This window comes from Nitrogeniibacter aestuarii (assembly GCF_017309585.1).
Classification (GTDB): domain Bacteria; phylum Pseudomonadota; class Gammaproteobacteria; order Burkholderiales; family Rhodocyclaceae; genus Nitrogeniibacter; species Nitrogeniibacter aestuarii.
On the sequence record NZ_CP071321.1, the window covers coordinates 3,094,791 to 3,114,580 of the forward strand.

The 19,790-nt window shown below is 60.3% G+C and carries 23 protein-coding genes and 1 pseudogene; 15 read left to right on the top strand and 9 right to left on the bottom strand.

The window, feature by feature from the left end; genetic code table 11:
• Positions 1–15: 15 nt before the first annotated feature.
• Together J0W34_RS14415 and gpmA are read right to left on the bottom strand one after the other, a co-directional pair.
• Entirely contained in the window at positions 16–1,245 is a 1,230-nt protein-coding gene (locus tag J0W34_RS14415; RefSeq protein WP_230969251.1) for a murein hydrolase activator EnvC family protein, read from the bottom strand.
• 5 nt (positions 1,246–1,250) lie between these two features.
• Positions 1,251–2,000, bottom strand: a complete 750-nt coding sequence (gene gpmA, locus J0W34_RS14420; RefSeq protein ID WP_227817174.1) for a 2,3-diphosphoglycerate-dependent phosphoglycerate mutase — start codon at positions 1,998–2,000, stop codon at positions 1,251–1,253.
• Between the two features lie 138 nt (positions 2,001–2,138).
• Here gpmA and J0W34_RS14425 point away from each other — a divergent pair, with 138 nt between their 5' ends.
• From J0W34_RS14425 to J0W34_RS14450, 6 genes are read left to right on the top strand one after another with little or no spacing between them, the layout of a single operon-like run.
• Positions 2,139–2,450 carry an ArsR/SmtB family transcription factor gene (locus J0W34_RS14425; RefSeq protein WP_230971685.1) on the top strand — a complete coding sequence of 104 codons (312 nt, stop codon included), beginning with the start codon at positions 2,139–2,141 and terminating at the stop codon, positions 2,448–2,450.
• A 22-nt stretch (positions 2,451–2,472) separates the two neighbouring features.
• Positions 2,473–2,892 carry a rhodanese-like domain-containing protein gene (locus J0W34_RS14430; RefSeq protein ID WP_227817175.1) on the top strand — a complete coding sequence of 140 codons (420 nt, stop codon included), beginning with the start codon at positions 2,473–2,475 and terminating at the stop codon, positions 2,890–2,892.
• Positions 2,893–2,894: 2 nt separating this feature from the next.
• Positions 2,895–3,167, top strand: coding sequence for a glutaredoxin 3 (gene grxC / locus J0W34_RS14435; RefSeq protein WP_230969252.1), 273 nt, complete (start codon positions 2,895–2,897; stop codon positions 3,165–3,167).
• 39 nt (positions 3,168–3,206) lie between these two features.
• Positions 3,207–3,665: a protein-export chaperone SecB gene (gene secB / locus J0W34_RS14440; protein ID WP_227817177.1), complete on the top strand. Its 459-nt coding sequence runs from the start codon at positions 3,207–3,209 to the stop codon at positions 3,663–3,665.
• The gene (locus tag J0W34_RS14445) at positions 3,665–4,114 is read left to right on the top strand and encodes an SH3 domain-containing protein (protein ID WP_227817178.1); all 450 of its coding nucleotides are present in this window, start codon (positions 3,665–3,667) and stop codon (positions 4,112–4,114) included. Before secB ends, J0W34_RS14445 begins: the two co-directional genes overlap by 1 nt.
• 47 nt (positions 4,115–4,161) lie before the next feature.
• On the top strand, positions 4,162–5,145 hold the full coding sequence (locus tag J0W34_RS14450) for an NAD(P)H-dependent glycerol-3-phosphate dehydrogenase (RefSeq protein ID WP_230969253.1): 984 nt from the start codon (positions 4,162–4,164) through the stop codon (positions 5,143–5,145).
• 19 nt (positions 5,146–5,164) lie between these two features.
• On the opposite strand, the gene J0W34_RS14455 is transcribed toward J0W34_RS14450, so the two are convergent.
• From J0W34_RS14455 to J0W34_RS22235, 3 genes and pseudogenes are all read right to left on the bottom strand, one after another.
• Complete coding sequence (locus J0W34_RS14455) at positions 5,165–5,629, bottom strand: tRNA (cytidine(34)-2'-O)-methyltransferase (protein ID WP_230969254.1); 465 nt, start codon at positions 5,627–5,629, stop codon at positions 5,165–5,167.
• 33 nt (positions 5,630–5,662) lie between these two features.
• On the bottom strand, positions 5,663–6,136 hold the full coding sequence (locus tag J0W34_RS14460; protein WP_227817267.1) for a ComF family protein: 474 nt from the start codon (positions 6,134–6,136) through the stop codon (positions 5,663–5,665).
• A gap of 45 nt (positions 6,137–6,181) precedes the next feature.
• Positions 6,182–6,400: pseudogene (locus J0W34_RS22235) on the bottom strand (double zinc ribbon domain-containing protein); the annotation flags it as partial.
• Between the two features lie 36 nt (positions 6,401–6,436).
• Between J0W34_RS22235 and bioB the strand changes: the two are divergent.
• From bioB to J0W34_RS14480, 3 genes are all read left to right on the top strand, one after another.
• Positions 6,437–7,423 (top strand): biotin synthase BioB, encoded by a 987-nt coding sequence (bioB, locus tag J0W34_RS14470; protein WP_407941174.1) that lies wholly within the window; start codon positions 6,437–6,439, stop codon positions 7,421–7,423.
• A gap of 103 nt (positions 7,424–7,526) precedes the next feature.
• Positions 7,527–8,411, top strand: coding sequence for a malonyl-ACP O-methyltransferase BioC (gene bioC / locus J0W34_RS14475; protein ID WP_230969255.1), 885 nt, complete (start codon positions 7,527–7,529; stop codon positions 8,409–8,411).
• Positions 8,411–9,061 (top strand): pyrimidine 5'-nucleotidase, encoded by a 651-nt coding sequence (locus J0W34_RS14480; protein ID WP_407941098.1) that lies wholly within the window; start codon positions 8,411–8,413, stop codon positions 9,059–9,061. The genes bioC and J0W34_RS14480 overlap by 1 nt, the downstream gene beginning before the upstream one ends.
• A gap of 90 nt (positions 9,062–9,151) precedes the next feature.
• On the opposite strand, the gene hemB is transcribed toward J0W34_RS14480, so the two are convergent.
• Both hemB and yihA read right to left on the bottom strand, forming a co-directional pair.
• Complete coding sequence (gene hemB / locus J0W34_RS14485) at positions 9,152–10,153, bottom strand: porphobilinogen synthase (protein WP_230969256.1); 1,002 nt, start codon at positions 10,151–10,153, stop codon at positions 9,152–9,154.
• 205 nt (positions 10,154–10,358) lie between these two features.
• On the bottom strand, positions 10,359–10,991 hold the full coding sequence (gene yihA / locus J0W34_RS14490) for a ribosome biogenesis GTP-binding protein YihA/YsxC (RefSeq protein ID WP_230969257.1): 633 nt from the start codon (positions 10,989–10,991) through the stop codon (positions 10,359–10,361).
• A 122-nt stretch (positions 10,992–11,113) separates the two neighbouring features.
• Here yihA and J0W34_RS14495 point away from each other — a divergent pair, with 122 nt between their 5' ends.
• A complete protein-coding gene (locus J0W34_RS14495; protein WP_227817185.1) occupies positions 11,114–11,740 on the top strand; it encodes a c-type cytochrome in 627 nt (208 codons plus the stop codon).
• A 79-nt stretch (positions 11,741–11,819) separates the two neighbouring features.
• The gene (locus J0W34_RS14500) at positions 11,820–12,275 is read left to right on the top strand and encodes a c-type cytochrome (RefSeq protein WP_230969258.1); all 456 of its coding nucleotides are present in this window, start codon (positions 11,820–11,822) and stop codon (positions 12,273–12,275) included.
• 49 nt (positions 12,276–12,324) lie between these two features.
• Here J0W34_RS14500 and J0W34_RS14505 read toward each other — a convergent pair whose 3' ends face one another.
• Together J0W34_RS14505 and ffh are read right to left on the bottom strand one after the other, a co-directional pair.
• Positions 12,325–13,134, bottom strand: a complete 810-nt coding sequence (locus J0W34_RS14505) for a ferritin-like domain-containing protein (RefSeq protein ID WP_230969259.1) — start codon at positions 13,132–13,134, stop codon at positions 12,325–12,327.
• Positions 13,135–13,147: 13 nt separating this feature from the next.
• Complete coding sequence (gene ffh / locus J0W34_RS14510) at positions 13,148–14,506, bottom strand: signal recognition particle protein (RefSeq protein WP_227817188.1); 1,359 nt, start codon at positions 14,504–14,506, stop codon at positions 13,148–13,150.
• Between the two features lie 38 nt (positions 14,507–14,544).
• Between ffh and J0W34_RS14515 the strand changes: the two genes are divergently transcribed.
• The 4 genes from J0W34_RS14515 to J0W34_RS14530 all read left to right on the top strand — a co-directional run bounded on the left by J0W34_RS14515 (position 14,545) and on the right by J0W34_RS14530 (position 19,774).
• Positions 14,545–15,372 carry a cytochrome C assembly family protein gene (locus J0W34_RS14515; RefSeq protein WP_227817189.1) on the top strand — a complete coding sequence of 276 codons (828 nt, stop codon included), beginning with the start codon at positions 14,545–14,547 and terminating at the stop codon, positions 15,370–15,372.
• Between the two features lie 64 nt (positions 15,373–15,436).
• On the top strand, positions 15,437–16,705 hold the full coding sequence (locus tag J0W34_RS14520; protein WP_227817190.1) for an HlyC/CorC family transporter: 1,269 nt from the start codon (positions 15,437–15,439) through the stop codon (positions 16,703–16,705).
• A gap of 98 nt (positions 16,706–16,803) precedes the next feature.
• A complete protein-coding gene (gene pilB, locus J0W34_RS14525; RefSeq protein WP_230969260.1) occupies positions 16,804–18,522 on the top strand; it encodes a type IV-A pilus assembly ATPase PilB in 1,719 nt (572 codons plus the stop codon).
• Between the two features lie 16 nt (positions 18,523–18,538).
• Positions 18,539–19,774, top strand: a complete 1,236-nt coding sequence (locus J0W34_RS14530) for a type II secretion system F family protein (RefSeq protein ID WP_230969261.1) — start codon at positions 18,539–18,541, stop codon at positions 19,772–19,774.
• Positions 19,775–19,790 lie beyond the last annotated feature (16 nt).

Genomic DNA, 19,790 nt, shown 5'->3' on the forward strand with positions numbered 1-19,790 from the left:
AGGGAGCCGCTTCAATCATTCTCTGCGAATCCACGTGAGTGGATCGACCGGTCGTCCTTCATGACGGATTTCGAAGTATAAACCCGATTCGGGGATGCCTCCGCTGTCACCCACAGAGGCGATCACATCGCCCGAGCGAACGCGCTCACCGGTTGACTTGAACAAGGCCTCATTGTTTCCGTAGACCGTCAAATAATTGTCACCATGATCCACGATGACCAGGTTGCCGAACCCGCGTAGCCAGTCGGAATAGACCACCATCCCGTCAGCCACGGCGTGCACGTCGTCGCCGGCACGGCTGCGGATGAAAACGCCCTTCCAGCTCGTTCCGGTGGACGCGCGCTCCTGACCGAAGCGTCCGACCAGGCGCCCCTCGACGGGAAAACCCAACTGCCCGCGCAACTTGGCGAAAGCCTTGCCCCGCGCGGACGCATCCGCAGCGCGCCCACTGTGCCCAATCTCCGGCTCGTCCGCGGGTTCGGCGCGCGGGATGACCGGTCTGGGCGGTGGTGCCGTCTCGATCTGACGGATCAGCGCCATGAGCCGTGATTCGTCCTGCTTGAGAGCACCGATCTGTGCCCGCTGCGCTTTGAGCGTCTCCGAGAGTTCTGCGAGTATCTTGCCCCGCCTCGCCTGCTCCTTTGAAAGCTCTGCCGTCAGCGCCTTTTGTTTGCGTTCGTTCGCTTCAAGCGCTGTTTGCCGGATTTCGATCTGAGCGGCCTGCTCGACGAAGCGCGCCTCAGCGATCCTCAAACGTTCGACAATTGCCTGCTTTTCCCGCCCGACACGTTCGAGGTAGTACGCATCCCGCGCCAGCTGGTTGGGATCGCGCGCACTGAGCAAATGCCCCACCCCGGGCTCACCGCCGTGCTGGTAGTAACGCTTGAGCCACTGCCCCAGTGCCTCACGGCCAGCGTCGATCTCTGTCCGGGTTCGAGCCTGGTCCGCCCGCACCTCATCGAGCGCCGCCTTGACCTCGGCCTGCGCCTTGCGCAGCTCGCGCAACTTGCGCTTTGCGCGTGAGACAGCCTGATCGGCCGATTTGAGTGCCTTGTCGGCCTCGGCACGCAGCTTCTCCGTATCGGCGGCGGCGGCCTCGGCCTCCTTGCGACGTGCCTTGATGTCGTTCAGTTCGGCGCGCGACGATGCCGCATCATGCTGCGCATGCGCCGGCTGATGAAAAACGGCGCCGGCGATCACCCACAGGGTCGCCAGCGCCACCGGCGCCAGTAAGCGTCGGAACACGTCGATCAGGCCTTGGCCTTGCCCTGGCTGGCAACGGCCGCCTGCGCTGCCTTGATGGTGTCTTCGTCGGCAAGGTAGTAATGCTTGATCGGCTTGCAGTTTTCGTCCAGTTCATAGACCAGCGGCTGCGCCGTCGGGATGTTCAGCCCGACGATTTCCTGATCACTCACGCCATCGAGATACTTGATAAGGGCACGGATGCTGTTGCCGTGCGCTGCGATCAGGATGCGATCACCGGAGAGGATGCGCGGCACGATCACCGTTTCCCAGTAGGGCACCACTCGGGCCACCGTATCCTTGAGGCACTCGGTGCGCGGGAACTGACCAGCTGGCAACGAAGCATAGCGCGGATCTTCCGGCGTCAGGCGCTCGTCACCGTCTTCCAGCGCCGGTGGCGGCGTATCGTACGAACGGCGCCACACCAGGACCTGATCATCACCGTATTCGGCGGCGGTCTCGGCCTTGTTCAGCCCCTGAAGCGCGCCGTAGTGGCGCTCGTTGAGGCGCCAGGAATGCTCGACCGGCAGCCACAGGGCGTCGAGCTTTTCGAGCACGATGTTGAGCGTCTTGTTCGCACGCTTGAGCACGGACGTGAAGGCAACATCGAACGCGAAGCCTTCGCTGCGCAGCAGCTCGCCTGCTGCCTTGGCTTCTTCATTTCCCTTCTCGGTCAGGTCGACATCCGTCCATCCGGTGAAGCGATTTTCCTTGTTCCAGGTGGATTCGCCGTGTCTGAGCAATACGATCTTGTACATGAGAGACTTCTACTCGCTTTCGTGAAAAATTCGGTCGTTCCGGCACCATGCCCGTGCAGCGCTGCGCCGGCAAAAGGTGGTATTTTATAGCACTCAGTCAACTTCTATCGATCATCGATCGTGATTAGCCATCCCGCCATGGATCTGGTCGGCAAGACCGAACAGATTGAAACCGCCGCTCGTGCCCTCAAGGCCATCTCGCATCCGCTCCGCCTGTCCATTCTGTGCGTGGTTGGCGCTGGCGAGGTGTGCGTCCAGGATATTGTCGAAGCTGTCGGCACGTCCCAGAGCAACATTTCCCAACATCTGGCAATCTTGCGCGACAAGGGCGTCCTGCTCACACGCAAGGATGCCAACCGCGTCTATTACCGTGTCGGCGACCAACGCACACTTCAGCTCATTGCACTGATGAAGGAAGTGTTCTGCGACGAACCGCCGAACAAGGCGTAACACAACATCTAAGGAAGTATCCGTGGAGTTTTTGCAGGACAACTGGTACTGGGCAGCACTGGCGGCCTTCAGTGGCGGCTTTTTGCTGTTTGACAGCGCCCGCGCCCAAGGGGACAAGACGAGTCTTTCCCCGGTGCAAGCAACGCTCAAGATCAACCGCGAGGACGCAATCGTCGTCGACGTTCGCGAGCAGAAGGAATTCGCCCAGGGACACATTCCAAACGCGAAACACATTCCGCTCGCGGCCATTGAGCAGCGCGCCGGCGAACTCGATGGCCACAAGAACAAGCCGGTGATTCTCTGCTGCGCCATGGGCTCGCGCTCGTCAAGCGCAGCCCAGAGCCTGCGCAAGCTGGGTTTCGAACAGGTATTCAACCTGCAAGGTGGCATGTCAGCCTGGCAGCAGGCCGGCCAGCCCGTCAGCACCAAGCGGAAGAAGTAAGCATGAGCGCGCTCGTCAAGATGTACGCTACCCGGACCTGCCCCTACTGCATTCGTGCCGAAGCACTGCTTATTCATAAGGGTGTCACGAACATCGACAAGATTCTCGTCGACGCGGAACCGGCGCGTCGCGACGAAATGGAGGCCGCCAGCGGCGGCGGTCGCACCGTTCCGCAGATTTTCATCAATGGCTCACACGTAGGCGGCTGCGACGACCTGTACGCGCTTGAACATGCCGGCAAGCTCGACGCACTGCTGGCCGCTGGCGCCGACTGAACGGCCCTTCTCACAACATAGACTGACCAAGGTAAATTCATGACCGAGAACACCCAACCCGTCTTCACCATCGAAAAACTCTACATTCGCGACCTGTCCGTCGAAGTGCCCAATGCACCCAAGGTCTTCCTGGAACGCGAAAATCCGCAGATCAACGTGCAACTGCGCAACGATGGCAAACAGATCGACGATGGCGTGTACGAAGTCGTGCTGACCGTCACCGTGACGGCAAAGATCGGGGAAGACAAAACCGTTTTCCTGGTTGAAGCGGCCCAGGCCGGCATTTTCCAGATTCGCAACGTGCCTGAGACCGACATCGAGCCCATCATGATGATCGGCTGCGCCAACATCCTGTTTCCGTATGCCCGTGAAGCAGTCTCTGACGCCGTCACCCGTGCAGGCTTCCAGCCGGTCCTGCTGGCTCCGGTGAACTTCGAAGCCATGTACCAGGCCCGTCAGCAGGCTGGCGAAGGCGCCGCCGAAGCCACGGTTCAGTAATGGCTCGTCGCGTTCTGACGCGCCTGGCCCTGATCGCCATCCTGGGTGCGCTCAGCGCACCTTCGATGGCGCTCGACTATCGGGCCGCCGCCAAGACGAGCGTGCTGTATGACACGCCGTCTCCGGCGGGCAAAAAGCTCTACATCGTCAATGCAGACACACCACTTGAAGTCGTGGTGACACTGGAAAAATGGATCAAGGTGCGCGCACGCGACGGCAAGCTTGCGTGGATTGCGCGGAACGACCTGGCCGACTACCAGTCGGTCATGGTCACCACCGAGCAAGCGGCCGTCCGGAGCGAGGCTCGCGACGATGCACCGCCCAGTTTCATGGCCGCCAACAGTGTCCTCCTGCGCGTCACCGGCCCTGCCCAAGGCGCCTGGCTACCTGTCCGCCACGCAGATGGCCAGACCGGCTTCGTGCGCAAGGTTGACGTCTGGGGCTATTGAACGCGGCATGCGCAACCCAACGATTCTGCGGGTCTGGAAGTCCAAGCATGAAAATCACTGTCTATGGTGCCGGTGCCTGGGGAACAGCCCTGGCCATCGCCTACGCGCCCGACCACGATGTGGTCATGTGGGGTCGCGACGCGGATGCGCTTGCCCTGTGCGAGCGAAATCGCGTCAATCAAGCCCTGCTCCCTGACCGCCCTTTCCCGGCAGCACTTCGCCTTGAGGCTGACCTTGCCAAGGCCGCTGCGCACGCCGAGCTTCACCTGATCGTCACCCCGGTGGCGGGCTTGCGCGCCATCTGCGAACACCTGGCATCAACCGGCAACGCCATGCCCGTACTCTGGGCCTGCAAGGGCTTCGAGAGCGGGACCGGTCTGCTGCCACACGAGGTGGTTGCCGACACACTGGGTGAAACCCACCCGTGCGGCGCGCTGACCGGTCCAAGTTTCGCCGCAGAGGTCGCCGCCGGACAACCGACGGCCATTACGCTGGCGGCGCGCGACCTTGCCCAGGCAACCCTTTGGGCAGACGCCCTGCACCGCCCTCGCCTGCGCCTCTATGCCAACGACGATCTGATCGGGGCCGAAATTGGCGGCGCCATCAAGAACGTCATGGCAATCGCCGCAGGGGTATCCGACGGCCTCGGATTCGGCCTGAACAGTCGCGCTGCGCTCGTGACGCGGGGGCTGGCCGAAATTTCACGACTGGGCCTCGCCCTGGGGGCCCGCCAGGAAACCTTCATGGGACTGGCCGGTCTGGGCGATCTGGTTCTGACATGTACGGGTGACCTGTCACGGAATCGCCGTGTGGGGCTGATGCTCGCCGAGGGCAAACCGCTTGCCCAGATCCTCAAGGAGCTGGGCCACGTCGCCGAAGGCGTGCTGACCACACGAGAGACCGTCGCACGTGCTCAGCGCCATGCAGTTGACATGCCATTGGCGCAAGCCGTAGATGACCTGCTCTCTGGCCGCATGAGCGCGGCCGAGGCAGTGAATGATCTGCTCGCCCGTAGCCCGAAGATTGAATAATGGGTCCTTCGATCACCAGTCAGATGCCGCTCTCGAAATCGAGCTGACGCCAAGCCTCATACAGCACCACTGCGGTTGCGTTGGACAGGTTCATGCTCCGTGACTGGGCCACCATGGGGATACGAATACGCTGTGACTCAGGGATTTCCTCATGCAACCATGCAGGTAGTCCGCGCGTCTCGGCGCCGAACAGCAGGATATCGCCAGCCTCGTACCGTACTTCATCGTAGCGACCGCCCCCCCGGGTCGTCAGTGCAAACACTCTCGGCGACGGGCAAACCACCCTGAATGCAGCCCAGTCTTCGTGCACGGTCACATGGGCCATCTGGTGATAGTCCAGCCCCGCTCGCGCCACAGCCTTGTCGGACAGGACAAATCCCAAGGGCTTGATCAAATGCAGCCGCGCACCGGTGTTCGCCACCAGGCGGATGATATTGCCCGTGTTCGGCGGAATTTCAGGTTCGAAAAGTACGATATGAAACATGGAGCGGGATTGTGCCGTCGCCCCCCGCGCAGATCAACGCCCGGATGGCGTTCGCGCACACACCAGGTTGATGACGCGCGCAGCCCCCGCCTGCTTCAGGGTTTGCGCCAACCGGTCCAGAGTCGCCCCCGAGGTCATCACGTCATCGACCACAAGCACCCGCTGCCCGTCGAGGCGGCCTGAGACATCGAAGGCATGGCGCAGGTTTCGGCGTCGCTCCTTGAGGTTGAGACCCGCTTGTGGCGGTGTTTCGATGACTCTGCGGACACATCCTGCATTAATTCGACAACGATGCAGATGCGCCGTTTCACGCGCAAGCTCGATGGATTGATTGAAGCCACGCTCGGCCAACCGACGTCGGTGCAACGGAACCGGTATCATGCAGTCAAAACTCAGATATTGAGATCGCGTGGCCATGTGATGACCAAGGGCGCGCGCAACGGCGAGATCGTGGCCGTATTTCAACGCATGAATCAACCGGTCAACCGGGGCGCCATACCGAAACACGGCAACGGTGTCATCAAAGGCAGGGGCTCGAGTGAGACAAGCACCACATACGCCAGGACTGGGCAGTTCCGAAGCGCATATCCTGCACGCTGCGCCCAGCCGGGGTAGATCGCTGACACAGCCGTCACACAGGCCCGTTGGCCAGCCTTCGCGACGGCACAGGACGCAATGCATCGGCAAAAACCAGTCGAGCAGACGCGCAGGTAAGCCCCGCCGCCTGGCTGGCTGGTTTGACAAGGGCTTGAGCGATCTAGGATCATCCATAATTTTGTATTACAGCGCAAAAAGCACATCATGACAATGACATCTACCGCAGCGCCCACCACGGCGCAAACGACAGCACCCACCGCCCAGGCCACCCCTTGGCGCGTTGCCGATGTCGAAGCCCTTTTTGCCATGCCGTTCAACGACCTGTTGTTCAAGGCGCAACAGGTCCACCGCGAGCATTTCGATCCGAATGCCGTTCAGCGGTCAACACTGCTTTCGATCAAGACCGGTGGCTGTTCTGAAGACTGCGGCTATTGCTCCCAGTCGGCCCGCTACGACACCGGCCTCGAACGCGAGCGACTCATGCCACTGGACGAGGTGCTGGAGAATGCCCGCGCAGCCAAAGCCAAGGGCGCCAGCCGCTTCTGCATGGGCGCAGCCTGGCGCGGCCCCAAGGACAAGGACCTCGAGCCGGTGCTCGACATGGTCCGCGAGGTCAAGGCACTCGGCCTCGAAACCTGCGTGACCCTGGGTATGCTGAACGACGGCCAAGCCGAAAAACTCGCTGAAGCCGGCCTCGACTACTACAACCACAACATTGATACCTCACCCGAGTTCTACGGCCAGGTGATCACCACGCACACGTTGCAGGACCGGCTCGACACGCTCGGCCGAGTGCGCGATGCGGGCATCAACGTGTGCTGCGGCGGCATCGTCGGTCTGGGCGAAGGCCGCAAGAGCCGCGCCGCCCTGATTGCCCAGCTCGCCAACATGGACCCGCAGCCCGACTCCGTCCCCATCAACAATCTTGTGCGGATCGAAGGCACGCCCCTGGGTGAAAACGAAGCCGTGGACCCGATCGAGTTCGTTCGCACCATCGCCGCTGCTCGTATCACCATGCCCAAGGCCTATGTGCGCCTCTCTGCCGGCCGCCAGCAGATGAGCGACGAAATGCAGGCCCTGTGCTTCCTGGCAGGCGCCAACTCGATGTTCTACGGCGACCGTCTGCTGACCACCGACAACCCGGAAGCCGATCGGGACGAAACCCTCTTCGCAAAACTCGGACTCAACGCCGTTTGATCAGCGAGGGGGCTCAAAGCCCCCTCCAGTCATCAGTCGCCAAGTCAGCGGCGATTGTGTATCGTTCGGGCGGCCGCGCACTGATTTGCGGCACACATGAGCCATGCCTGAAAGTTTCCAGATCAATTCCCGCCATGTCCGGCGCCAGTTCGAACGTGCCGCAGCACGTTACGCCGAGGCCGACGTGCTGGCGCGCGTCACCGCCGAACAGATGCTAGAGCGCCTTGAGGGTATCAACCACACCCCTGCACGCATACTCGAGCTGGGATGCGGCCAGGGACGCGACATCGATGCCCTCGCCAAGCGCTATCCAGACGCGCGTATTCATGCCATGGACGTTGCGCATGCCATGGTCAGACAGATCGAGCCCACCAAAGGCCTGCTGACGCGCCTGTTACGCAAAACCCCCGTCATTGACCGCCTTGTTGGCACAGCGACAGCGTTGCCGCTGAAGGCAGGCAGCGTCGACATGGTGTGGTCCAACCTGATGCTCAATTGGCTGGACGACCCAGCCCCGGCATTACGGGAAGCTCACCGGATCATGCAAGTGGGGGGCATGCTGATGTTCTCAACGCTCGGCCCTGACACGCTCAAGGAACTGCGTGCAGCCCTCGGGGAGGCCGGCAGTGCTCATGTCCACCCCTTCATCGACATGCACGATCTGGGCGACGCGCTGATCAAGGCCGGCTTCGCCGATCCGGTGATGGATATGGACACCCTCACCCTCACCTACGCCGACTTCGACGGCTTGATGGCGGACCTGCGTCTGTCAGGCAGCACCAACGCATCCGAGCAGCGCGCACGAGGCCTTGGCCAGCGCACCGTATGGCTTACTGCCCGTGAGCGCTACGAGCAAGCGCGCCAGGACGGTCGCCTGCCCGCCACGTTCGAGGTGGTGTATGGGCACGCCTGGAAGCCCGAGCCCAAAACCATCGACGACGGGCGCGACATCATCCGTTTCCAGCCCTATCCGGGACGAGGCGCCTGATGAGTTCCCCCGTCTGGCTCTTCGATCTGGACAATACGCTGCACAACGCCAGCGCTCACATCTTTCCGCACATCAACGCGTCGATGACCGCCTACATCTGCGAACAGCTGAACGTGGATGAAACACAAGCCAACCATTTGCGCATGCAGTACTGGCAGCGTTACGGCGCCACCCTGCTGGGGCTTGTCCGCCATCACAACGTGGATCCGGCGCATTTTCTGGCGGAAACGCACCGCTTCGATCGACTGCACGACAAGGTCGTGTTCGATCGCGCGCTGCGCCACCGGCTCGAGCATCTTCCGGGGCGGAAAATTGTCTTTTCGAACGGCCCGTCAGCCTACGCACGATCCGTTTTGTCCATCATGGGCATTGCGCGATGCTTTGACGACGTGTTTGCAGTCGAGAACATGCGCCTGCAGCCCAAACCACAGACCGGTGCATTCCGCCGTCTGCTGCGCGCCCATCGGTTGCAGCCGAAGGCCTGCATCCTCATCGAGGACAGTCTGGAGAACCTGCGGGCCGCCAAGCGCCTGGGCATGAAAACCGTCTGGATTGACCGCAGCCATGGCAAGCCGGCGTATGTGGACATGAAGCTATCCAGCGTCCTTCAGTTACCACGAGCTGCGAGCAAATTGCGTTCGACATCATGAAAAAAAGCGCCATCAGAGGCGCTTCTTTCACTCGCTGGCTGCACGATCACCCGAGACGGGACCGCCCGGGGGCAAGTGCATGGGTTCGGCTTACGCCTTCAACCAGCGCGCAGCCTCGAGCGCGTAGTATGTCAGCACGCCATCAGCGCCGGCGCGCTTGAACGCCACCAGTGCTTCCAGCGCACACGCCTTTTCGTCCAGCCAACCATTGGCCGCAGCAGCCTTGAGCATGGCGAACTCTCCGCTCACCTGATAGACGAAGGTCGGCACCTGCAGCTCATTCTTGACGCGACGCACAATGTCGAGATACGGCATACCCGGCTTCACCATGAACATGTCGGCGCCCTCGGCAATGTCGAGGCTCACCTCGCGAATCGCCTCGTCACTGTTGGCGGGGTCCATCTGGTACGTGTACTTGTTTCCGCCCGCAAGGTTCCCGGCAGAACCCACCGCGTCACGGAACGGGCCGTAATAGCTCGACGCGTATTTCGCCGAATAGGCCAGGATGCGCGTGAGGATATGCCCGCCAGCGTCCAGCTCAGCGCGAATTCGCGCTACCCGACCGTCCATCATGTCCGACGGAGCCACGACATCGGCCCCTGCGTCAGCATGACTTCGAGCCTGTTTGGCCAGGGCTTCCAGCGTCTCGTCATTCATCACGTAGCCACTGGCATCGATCAGGCCGTCCTGACCATGACTGGTGTAGGGATCGAGCGCCACATCGGTGATGACGCCGAGTTCGGGAAAGCGGTCCTTGAGACCCGCTACCACGGTTGGCACGAGTCCCTCCGGGTTCCACGCCTCTTCGGCGCCTTCGCTCTTTTTGTTCGCTTCAATCACAGGAAACAGCGCCAGCGCCGGCACGCCGAGCGAGAGCGCCTCTTCCGCCACTCCATAGAGCAGGTCCAGCGAAACGCGCTCGACCCCGGGCATGGACGCAACCGTCTGGCGCTGCCCCTGGCCTGGCAGGACAAAAACGGGATAGATCAGATCATTGGCCGTCAGCACATGCTCGCGCATCAGGCGGCGGGAAAAGTCATCTCGACGCATGCGGCGCATGCGAGTGGCGGGAAAGACGGGAGTGCGGTTCATGGAAAATACGTCCTGAGAGATTCAGTCACAAAGTCAGGTTCATTGTGCCGGGAACTTTGGCTCCCTGCATTGATCTAGGAGAAAGACGGTGAGGATGTCTCCTCGCTGTTTAACCTCCCTGAGCGGGCGCCCTACCCCATGAAGTAGGGCCTTCAACCCCCGGCTTTCTCCCCTTTGGCCGGGGGCTTTCTTTTGTCTGCCCGCTTCACGCATCCGGTGCGGCGTCGGTGTATCCCCCGAGCGCCGACTCGAGCCAGGGCCCCACCGTCTTTTCGACTTCGTCCATACCGGTCTTCTTGAGACTGGAAAAGAGCTGCACCGACACCTGGTCGCCCCACTCGGCAGCGACCTGCTTGCGCGTGGCCGCCAGCGTTTTCGCCGCCTCACTGCGGGTGAGCTTGTCCGATTTGGTCAGCAGACAGTGCACCGGACGGCCGCTGGGCGCGAACCAGTCGAGCATCTGACGATCAAGCGGGGTCAGTGGCCGACGCGAATCCATGATGAGCACCAGCCCCACCAGATTCGGGCGTTCGGTCAGGTAGATCTCCAGCAGGCGCTGCCACTGCTTGCGGATCTTCTCCGGCACCTCGGCATAGCCGTAGCCGGGCAGATCAACCATCACGGCACCGTTACGCAGTCTGAAGAAGTTGATCAGTTGCGTCCGACCAGGGGTTTTGGAGACGAAGGCAAGTCGGGTGTGTGCAGCGAGCGTATTGATTGCGCTCGATTTACCGGCGTTGGATCGCCCCGCAAATGCCACCTCTGGCCCGTTGGGTGCCGGCAGCCCTTTGGGCTCGGCAATGGAGATTTCGAAAGTCGCGTGACGAAACAGGGACATTGGGTGGGACCGGACGCACAGATGAAAAATGGCCGGGTGTTGCGTCGCGCAAACCGGCCTTGGTGTTATAGAATAGCAGGATTCAAAAAATTTCGACCATTGCTTCCAAGGACTTTGTGATCATGCTGAAGCGTTCCCTGTTGATCTCACTCCTGCTCGTCGCAGGTTCCATCCAGGCTGAAGAAGCCGCTCCGAATACGGAGAAAGCCAAGCAGATCGCCACTACGCTCTGCGCCGGCTGCCACAACCCTGATGGCAACAGCCAGTTGGCCGCCAATCCGAAGCTGGCAGGCCAGATTCCGGAGTATCTGTACAAGCAGCTGAAGAACTTCAAGGGTGCTGAGGGCGCTACGCCGGAACGCGTGAATGCCACCATGAACGCCATGGTTGCCGGCCTGTCCGACGAAGACATGAAGGGTCTGGCACACTACTTTGCCGGACAGACACTCGAGCCGTCCGTGGCCACCAATGGTGCGCTCGTTGAGATGGGCCAGAAGATCTGGCGCGCTGGCGACGCCTCCAAGGGCCTGCCTGCCTGTGCCGCCTGTCATGGTCCGGCCGGCGCCGGCCTGCCGGCTCAGTTCCCGCGTATTGCGGGCCAGTTTGCCGAGTACACCGAAGCACAGCTGAAGGCCTTCCGCGCTGAAGAGCGTGCCAACGATCCGGCCAAGATGATGCGCATGATCGCGCTCAAGATGACCGACAAGGAAATCAAGGCAGTAGCCGATTACGCTGCCGGCCTGCGTTGATCGTCTGGTTGATTGCTTCACGAACGGGGTGGCTCAGGCCACCCCGTTTTTCTTTCTGCCACCAGATACAGAGACATTCATGAAAAAGCCGCTGCTCACCATACTCTCGTGCCTTGCGGTCACAACAGCACTCGCCCACCAGCAAACCGGCGATGACCGGGTGGACTACCGACAAGGCGCCTACAAGATCATGGGCTGGCACATGGGGATCCTCGGAGATATGGCACGCGGCGAAACTGCTTTTGACCTTGACCGTGCGCGCGAAGCGGCCCGCCACCTTCAATGGGCTGAGCGATTGACGGCTACCACCTACACCCCGGACACGAAACAGGCACACAAATCTCGCCTGCTGCCCAAGGCGTGGCGCGATATGGATGCCTTTGCCGACCGCGGCAAAGCGCTGAAAAACAAAATCGACGCCCTGGAAAGCGACCTTGAGGCGGGAAACGAAGGCGCCGCCCGGCAGCGCATCGGCGAGGTCGGCAAGGCTTGCAAGGCATGCCATGACGATTTTCGGGAAAAGATGAAGCACTGAGGGCCGTCGAGTGGCCAACACGACGGGGCGATTGATCGCCCCGTTTTTTTCATCGTCGGGGTCTTGGTTGTGCCAGCACCTCAAGCTCGGCCGGACTAAAGCCTGCCGCAAGGCGCGCCGGTCGATTCAAAGGCGGCCTGGGCCATGGCGCGTCAAACGCATCAATGAGCGAACGATAGTGCGCTTCGGGTTCCAGACCGCGCTCGCTGCAGAAATACCGAAACCAATGATCCCCGAGCGCGACATGCCCGATTTCGTCACGCAGAATGATGTCGAGAATCGACAAGGTTTTCTGGTCCCCGATGGCACGCAATTTCGCCATGATGGGTGGCGTCGCATCCAGCCCCCGGGCCTCCAGCACACGCGGCACCAGGGCCATGCGGGCGAGCGGATCATCTGCCGTCTTGACGGTCATCTGCCATAGCCCGTCGTGCGCGGGGAAATCACCATACTGGGCACCCAGTTCAAGCAGCCGCTCACGCACCAGTGTGAAATGGCAGGCCTCTTCGGCAGCCACATCGATCCAGCCACGATAGAAATCGTCTGGCAAGCAACGGAATCTGTAGGCGCAATCGAGCGCCAGATTGATGGCGTTGAACTCAATGTGCGCGATGGCATGCAGCAGCGCGGCATGGCCATCCTGCGCGCCCAGACGGCGATTTGGCACCCCGGCTGGCGCCACAAGTACCGGGCGTTCGGGGCGTCCGGGTTCCGTTACCGTCAGCACAGGGGCGTCAGTCGCCGACTTGAGCCGACCTTCGTCGCAGTCGCGCTTGAGCTGAACGACCGCTTCGCACTTTTCCTGCGGATCGCAAACAAGCAAGGCCGCAAGCGCGGCCTTGTGAAGAGAGTGACTCATTGTCAGCCGACGCTCAGCGCATCATCCCGGGCATCATGCCCTTCATGCCACGCATCATCTTGGCCATACCGCCTTTCGAGAACTGCTTCATGACCTTCTGGGTCTGTTCGAACTGTTTGAGCAGGCGGTTCACTTCCTGTACCGGCACCCCTGCACCTGCCGCAATGCGACGCTTGCGCGAGGCCTTGATGATGCCCGGATTTGCCCGCTCCTGAGGCGTCATGGAGTTGATGATGCCCTCCACGCGTCCGACCATCTTCTCTTCTGCACCGCCCTGAAGTTGCCCGGCCGCCTGCGCGAACTGGGCGGGCAGCTTGTCCATGAGCGCGCCAATGCCACCCATCTTCCGCATCTGGCCAATCTGGTCCTTGAAATCGTTCAGATCGAAGCCCTTGCCGCTCTTGAGCTTCTTGGCGAACGCCTTGGCCTGATCCTCGTCGACATTGCGCCGGGCTTCGTCCACGAGGCCCAGAATATCGCCCATGCCGAGAATACGGGACGCCATCCGGTCGGGATGGAACTCTTCCAGGCCTTCAAGCTTTTCAGCCACCCCCGCAAACTTGAGCGGCTTGCCCGTGACGTGGCGAACAGACAATGCTGCCCCCCCACGCGAATCGCCATCGAGCTTGGTCAGCACGATGCCGGTGAGCGGCAGTGCTTCATTGAAGGCCTGGGCCGTGTTGACCGCATCCTGACCAAGCATGGCATCGACCACAAACAACGTCTCGGACGGATTGACCGCCGCGTGCAGGTCCTTGATCTCGCCCATCATGGCTTCATCGATCGCCAGACGGCCCGCCGTATCGACCAGCAACACATCGATGAAGTGCTTGCGGGCATAATCGACCGCCGCACGCGCGATATCGACCGGTTTCTGAGTGGTTTCGGACGGGAAGAAATCGACACCCGCCTGGGCCGCTACCGTCTTGAGCTGTTCGATGGCCGCCGGGCGATAGATATCGGTGGAGACCACCAACACCTTTTTTTTCTGCCGCTCGCGCAGCATCTTCGCCAACTTGCCGGTGGTTGTGGTTTTACCTGCACCCTGCAGGCCCGCCATGAGCACGATGGCCGGCGCGGCAACTGCCAGATTGAGGCCTTCATGCTGGCCGCCCATGAGCGCCCGCAGTTCATCATGAACCACGCCCACCAGTGCCTGCCCCGGGGTCAGCGAGCCGATCACCTCCTGCCCCACGGCCTTTTCCCGCACCTTGGCCACAAAATCCTTCACCACCGGGAGGGCAACGTCGGCTTCAAGCAAGGCCATACGCACTTCGCGCATGGCATCCTTGATGTTGTCTTCGGTCAGTCGCGCCTGGCCGCGAATGGTCTTGACGACTTTAGTCAGTCGATTGGTCAGATTATCCAGCATGATTGGTTCGGCAAACGGCCTTGGAGTAAACTTGGGTAATGCCTTCAATTCTACTGCATCTGATCCCGGCCTCCATGTATGCCGCTCTCGGCGTGCATTTCTGGCGTTCTCGCTGGCACGCGGGCAACGCCGCACCACGCCGCGGGCTGTCCACGTGGGAGCGTGCCGCCTTGCTCATGGCCTTGCTTGCCCACGGGTCTGTGCTGCATCGGGAGCTGTTTCCGGGCGAAGGCATGCATTTCGGCTTCGGCACGGCGCTGTCGCTCATGGTCTGGCTGGCGGTGCTGTTTTACTGGATCGAGAATTTCTTTTCGCGCCTCGACGGCTTGCAGACCTTCGTGATGCCCGCAGCTGCCGTCTGCGCCTTCCTCCCCGCGCTGTTCCCTCCACCCCACATGCTGGAGCAAGCCAGTTCGCCCGCGTTCAGGGCACATTTCATCGTGGCCATGCTGGCTTACAGCCTGTTTACGCTGGCGACCTTGCATGCGGTCCTGATGTCCGTGGCCGAGAAACGCCTGCACCACGCCAGACTGTCAAGCGTCTTCGCAAGCCTGCCGCCGCTGCTCACCATGGAGAAGCTGCTGTTCCGTCTGATCCGGATTGCCTTCGTTCTGCTCACGCTCACGCTGCTGTCAGGCGTGCTGTTCTCCGAAGCCATGTTCGGGAAAGCGTTTCAGGTGGACCACAAGACGGTATTTGCCTTCATCTCCTGGATTCTGTTTGGCGCCCTACTCCTCGGTCGCCGTCTCTGGGGCTGGCGAGGCAAAATGGCGCAGCGCTGGACCATGGCAGGTTTTGCCGCCCTGATGCTGGCCTATGTGGGCAGCCGGTTTGTGCTTGAAGTGGTTCTGCACCGTGCGGCCTGAGTTTCATTGACAAGCGCATGGCCTGCCGGAATACTCGAACCACCTTATAAACCCCGCTCCCCACGTGCCTGAATCCCCCTTGGCCTTGCAGCTGGCCACCCTTGGATTGCTGCTGGTGTTCTCCGGACTGTTCTCCATGTCGGAAACCACCATGATGGCGGCCAACCGATATCGTCTTCGTTCCATGGCATCCAACGGTCACCGGGGTGCGACATTGGCCCTGGAGTTGCTGAACCAGACCGAAAAACTCCTCGGCGTCATCCTGCTGTTCAACAACCTCATCAATGCAGCCGCAGCCACGCTGGTGAGCGTGATTACCATCGAACTGTTTGGCGACGAGCGCTGGGCGCTTGGTGCGGGCACCTTGCTGGTCACCTTTCTCATTCTGGTATTTTCAGAGATCACGCCCAAGGTCGTGGGGGCTCGCTACGCCGACAAGCTGGCTGTCATGTTCGCCTTCCCGCTGGCCTTCCTGCTGCGGATCACCTACTTCATCATCTGGTTCATCAACCTTTTTGTCGAGTTAATCCTCCGTATCATTCGGCTTCACCCGAAGGATGGTGATCAGTCAGACGCGCTGTCGACCGAGGAACTTCGCACCATGGTGCTTGAAGCCGGTCATGTCATTCCCCACAAGCACCGCAGCATTCTGCTGAACATGTTCGAGCTCGAAGACATCACCGTGGAAGACGTGATGACCCCACGCGGCGCGATCGAAGGGATTGACCTGTCTGATCCGATCGAGGAAATCGCCCAACAGCTGGGCACCAGCTACCACACACGCCTCCTCGTTTTCGATGGGGAAAACGACGATGTAATCGGCATTCTTCATCTGCGACGGCTACTCGGCCATTCGCTCGATAGCGTGCTCGACCATGACACCCTGCGCACCATGGTTGCCAAGCCGTACTTTGTGCCGGCCGAAACCCCGGTGTATTCCCAGTTGCAGTTCTTTCAGGAGAACAAACAACGAATGGGGCTCGTGGTGGACGAATACGGTGAATTGCTGGGATTGGTCACCATTGATGACATCATTGAAGAGATGGTGGGCAAGTTCACCACCAGCTCACCCGACAGCGCCGACCGCCTTAAATGGAACGAGGATGGCAGCGTCCTGATCGATGGCGGACACAACCTTCGGGACATAAACCGCAAATTGGGGCTCAACCTTCCGGTTGACGGGCCGAAAACCTTAAATGGGTTGATCGTGGAATATCTGCAGGACATTCCCGAGACGGGATTGTCGATCCGGGTCGGTGACGTTCCCATCGAAGTGATCCAGACGCAGGATCGTCTGGTGAAGATGGCCCGAATTTTCAAACCCACGGAATAGTACAAACTTAACAGTCGCTTGCCGCGCTTGCTTTACAAGGCACTTCAAGCGATGCAACATGTCATGTCGGTTCAATATCGGACCCGAAAACTTGCTCTATGGCCGCTAATCCTCAAGTCGCACTGTCTGGGCTCGCCCGGGCCCTGATCCAGCAAAACCGCATTTCGGAAGCGGACGCTGTCGCGTGTACGACCGAGAGCAAGGACAAGGTGAACGGCTTTCTCCTCGAGGCGGCAAAACGCGGGATCATGAGCGAGCAGGAGGTCGCACGGTTTGCTGCAGACACCTTCGGCTATCCCTTACTCGACATCGGCGCACTGGACCCCCAAGCCATCCTGAAAGGCGCGATCGATCAGAAGCTCGTCATCAAACATCACGTGCTTCCCGTGGGCAAGCGAGGCAATCGAATCACGGTCGCGTTGGCCGACCCGACAAACCTGCGGGCGCTGGACGAAATTCGCTTCCAGAGCGGCTTGTCTGTCGATGCAGTGGTGGTTGAGGCCAGCAAACTCGAGGCTGCGGTTGGCAAACAGAATGAATCGACCGCCGACACACTTGAATCGCTCACCGGCGACGACTTCGACATGGACCTCCTCGACCAGGAGGGCGCAAACGAAAGCGAGAGTAATGACGATCTTCAGGGTGAAGTGGATGATGCACCGGTCGTGCGCTTCATTCAGAAGGTACTGGTCGATGCCATCAACGAAGGCGCGTCGGACATCCACTTCGAACCCTACGAAAAGTACTACCGCATCCGGTTCAGAACCGATGGCATTCTGCGTGAGATCGCCCAGCCCCCACTGATTCTCAGAGAAAAGATCGCCGCGCGGATCAAGGTCATTTCCCGTCTCGACATCTCGGAGAAACGCGTCCCCCAGGACGGCCGGATGAAACTGGTTCTGTCGAAGAACAAGGCCATTGATTTCCGGGTCTCCTCCCTGCCGACCCTGCATGGCGAAAAGATCGTCATGCGTATCCTGGATCCGTCGTCGGCCATGCTGGGTATTGACGCGCTCGGCTACGAGCCGGACCAGAAGAAGGCACTGCTCGAAGCCATCGAACGCCCCTACGGCATGATTCTGGTCACGGGCCCGACCGGGAGCGGTAAAACAGTCTCGCTCTACACCTGCCTGAATCTGCTGAACAAGGGTGACTCGAATATCTCGACAGCTGAAGATCCGGCCGAGATCAACTTGCCTGGGATCAATCAGGTCAATGTCAACGAAAAGGCGGGCCTCACCTTCTCTGCCGCACTCAAGGCGTTTCTGCGGCAGGATCCGGACATCATCATGGTGGGCGAGATCCGTGACATCGACACTGCAGAAATCTCCATCAAGGCAGCGCAGACCGGCCACCTGGTGTTATCGACCCTCCACACCAATGACGCCCCGACCACCCTTGAACGACTGCGCAATATGGGTGTCGCCCCGTTCAACATCGCCTCCTCCGTCATTCTCATCACGGCTCAGCGGCTTGCACGCCGGCTGTGCAAATGCAAAGAGCCCATGGACATCCCCCATGAAGCGCTCATTGATGCCGGCTTCACCGAGGACGAGCTGGACGGCAGCTGGAAACCGATGGGCCCCAAGGGCTGTGACGCATGCGGGGGCAGCGGATACAAGGGGCGCGTCGGCATCTACCAGGTCATGCCGGTTTCCGAAGAAATGCAGCGCATCATCATGAGTAACGGCAATTCAATGGATATCGCTGCACAGGCTGAACTCGAAGGGGTCTCCGATCTCCGACGCTCGGGACTGAGAAAGGTCAAAGCCGGCATGACGTCCTTGACCGAAGTCCTCGCAACCACCAACGAATAATCCAAGGCTGACGATCATGGCAACCGCGACCCGAACTGCACAAAGAACGGCAAAAGCCAAGGAAGAGGCCCTCTACGACTGGGAGGGCAAGGACAAGAAAGGCAAGATCATCCGCGGCGAAATGCGCGCGGGCGGTGAGGCGGTGGTGCAAGCCACGCTGCGTCGCCAGGGCGTGATGGTCTCCAAGATCAAGAAACGGAAGCTTGCCCGCGGAAAGAGAATCACCCAGAAGGACATCACGCTCTTCACTCGCCAGCTGGCGACCATGATGAAATCCGGCGTTCCCCTGCTGCAAGCATTCGACATCACCATCAAGGGCGCCAGCAACCCGTCTTTGGGGCGACTGCTGAACGATGTCCGCAATGACGTTGAGACCGGCAGCAATCTGTCCCAGGCATTCCGGAAGCACCCTGTTCATTTCGATCAGCTGTTCTGCAACCTCGTCGCGGCAGGCGAACAGGCCGGTATTCTGGACACGCTGCTGGATCGACTGGCGACATATAAAGAAAAGATGCTTGCGATCAAGAGCAAGATCAAGTCCGCGCTTTTCTATCCGGCATCCGTGATTGTTGTTGCAGGTATTGTGATCTCCGTCATGATGCTGTTCGTTATTCCAGAATTCAAAAACGTGTTCACCAGTTTTGGCGCTGACCTCCCAGGGCCAACACTTGTCGTGATCGCCATGTCCGATTTCATGGTGGCTAACTGGTACATCGTTTTCGGCGCCATTGGTGCGGCTGTCGTCGCGCTTTCCATGGCCTATAAACGCAGCGAGAAAGCCCAGAACACGATGGACAAACTGATTCTTCAGTTTCCCGTCATTGGCGACGTCGTGCGAAAAGCCACAATCGCACGCTGGACACGTACGCTGTCGACCATGTTCATGGCCGGCGTTCCACTTGTCGAAGCGCTCGATTCCGTGGGTGGCGCCTCGGGCAACCATGTCTATCGTCAGGCAACGAAGCAGATCCAGGCCGACGTAAGTACAGGAACAAGTCTCACGATTGCCATGCAGGGCGCCAAGGTTTTCCCAACTATGGTGGTACAGATGGTGTCGATCGGCGAAGAATCGGGACAGCTTGACGGCATGCTGAGCAAAGTGGCCGATTTCTTCGAACAGGAAGTCGATGATGCCGTGGCAGGTCTGTCGCAATTGCTTGAGCCCATGATCATGGTTTTCCTGGGGGTGGTGATCGGCGGCCTCATCGTTGCCATGTATCTTCCGATCTTCAAGATCGGCCAAGTCGTCTGAGACAGACTCTCGAAAC